The organism is Microcystis sp. M53603_WE2, from assembly GCF_030065435.1.
On sequence record NZ_JASJFF010000419.1, the window covers coordinates 1 to 1,763 of the forward strand.

At 44.8% G+C, this 1,763-nt stretch carries 3 protein-coding genes; 1 reads left to right on the plus strand and 2 read right to left on the minus strand.

Annotation, left to right across the window (positions count from 1 at the left end; translation table 11 throughout):
- The first annotated feature begins 310 nt into the window (after positions 1–310).
- Complete coding sequence (locus PX481_RS08740) at positions 311–520, plus strand: hypothetical protein (protein WP_002761322.1); 210 nt, start codon at positions 311–313, stop codon at positions 518–520.
- A 261-nt stretch (positions 521–781) separates the two neighbouring features.
- On the opposite strand, the gene PX481_RS08745 is transcribed toward PX481_RS08740, so the two are convergent.
- Positions 782–1,498, minus strand: coding sequence for a peptidase (locus tag PX481_RS08745; protein WP_288025559.1), 717 nt, complete (start codon positions 1,496–1,498; stop codon positions 782–784).
- Positions 1,499–1,732, minus strand: coding sequence for a preprotein translocase subunit SecG (gene secG / locus PX481_RS08750; RefSeq protein ID WP_002736485.1), 234 nt, complete (start codon positions 1,730–1,732; stop codon positions 1,499–1,501).
- Between the last annotated feature and the right edge of the window lie 31 nt (positions 1,733–1,763).

Genomic DNA, 1,763 nt, shown 5'->3' on the forward strand with positions numbered 1-1,763 from the left:
AACATATCTTTCAAAAGTTCGCGTTCACTTCTCATTTTACCTGACAGTGATCGCTTTTACTTTTGATATTCTGATGGGAGAATGAAACAGCCCTACCCTTGATAAGGGGGGTGTCGATAGGCGGGGGGATCCCCTCTTAATCCCCCCTTAATAAGGGGGGCATCTGATAATTTTTAACTCCTACCTACTTAGTGGGTAAAATGTTTGTGTATAGGACATTTTGAAACCCGCGGATTTGCCATCGTGCAACAAATCATTCCCACTTCCATGGCGGGTTACGTCCCATAAATTCCCAACTCATTTTTTCCCCATGACTAAACCCTTAGACTCCCTGAAACAGCCCAATCCCTCGGAAAAAACAGCCCCTAGAGATGATTGGTTAGATAGCGAACTATCTCGTTTAGAAGATTATGAACCTTACGATTGGGGAGAAATAGATCCCTTAATGTTAGGCAAACCCGTACAATATGTTTCTAGTATTGGCTTAGTTGTCGAGGGTGGCAAAGATTGGGGTTGCTGATTTGCAATAGGAATCTTCTTGTGTGGGGTTTTTAAAACCTAGAGCTAAACTAACTTTTGGATAGGATGCACAGTTGGCATTCATAGCTTGAGTCAGCAACACCCCTCCCCAGCAACCCAAGTTAATCAGTGCGATTAAAACATGGCTAGAGGAAATAGAGGTTTAAGCGATGGTTAATCTTCTGGATCTTAGTCAGTTATACTAAGTATATCCATAACTTATACTTTTTAATAGCAGAACCGACTGAAGAGCAATATTTACCTATTCAGGTATTAGATACCCTAGCTTATCCATCTGCCAACCTAACTTAGTTGGCTGCTGATAAACCTTTTTTAAAGTGTTAATATCCCGGCTAGAAATCGGGGCAATATCTCTAGTTTGAGCGAAATACATCACATCCGTCTCTAGGGGACTATGACCCCAAATTCCCAAAGCGTGACCTAATTCGTGCCGCGCTGCCGCTAAGGCCGACCGATCGGCTAAATTAGGACTAATCTGGATACTCATCCGATGAGTTAAGCGATTTTCCTTGACAAAAATCTCGTATTGTGTTATGGCAGAACGCACCCGGGGCAGTTCTAACTTACCCGTTTCGGCATTAAAACGGACTCCCGACGGCGGTAACTCCCGTTTAATGAGGATATCGGCCAATTCTGCCCGATTTACCAACTCCATCGGCAAATACTGCCCCCATTCAGCGATCGCCTGTTGTACCAAACTCAGCCAAGAACTGCGATCGCTATGAACGTAAATCTTCACGGGAAATTGCGACCAAATCAACGCCCCCACGGGGCTGATTTCCACAGCATCAAAATAATCCCCGGACTGGTTTTGCTCTTGCCATTGGGCTAAATTAGCGGGTAAAGGATGGGTTTTTAACTCCGGTAGCGATCGACTGTCGGCGATCAAAGAATAGGAAAACAGCAAAAGACTCGCCAAGGCCGCGAGTCCTAGAAAAGAGAACCGACCTCTCAGCATTTAGCGATTTAACCAGCCGGCACTTAGTACAATAGTTAGGGTGATAAATACCGTCCCCAACGCCCAAGTCACCTGATTTAAGGTTTTTTCCGCCGTTTTTGCGCTGGTAAAAATCTGTGATTGGCCGCCAATACCGCCAATACCATCCCCTTTGGGACTGTGTAATAACACCAAAATCGCCAGAAAGGCCGCCGCCAGCGCCCAAATAATCTGTACTACCAGCACCACTGTCATGATTATTACTCTCTATTTTCCATTACAAAGT

Excerpts from the sequence above, each read along its gene's own strand:
- secG (WP_002736485.1), bottom strand. The coding sequence starts at position 1,732 with ATGACAGTGGTGCTGGTAGTACAGATTATTTGGGCGCTGGCGGCGGCC.
- PX481_RS08740 (WP_002761322.1), top strand. The coding sequence starts at position 311 with ATGACTAAACCCTTAGACTCCCTGAAACAGCCCAATCCCTCGGAAAAA.
- PX481_RS08745 (WP_288025559.1), bottom strand. The coding sequence starts at position 1,498 with ATGCTGAGAGGTCGGTTCTCTTTTCTAGGACTCGCGGCCTTGGCGAGT.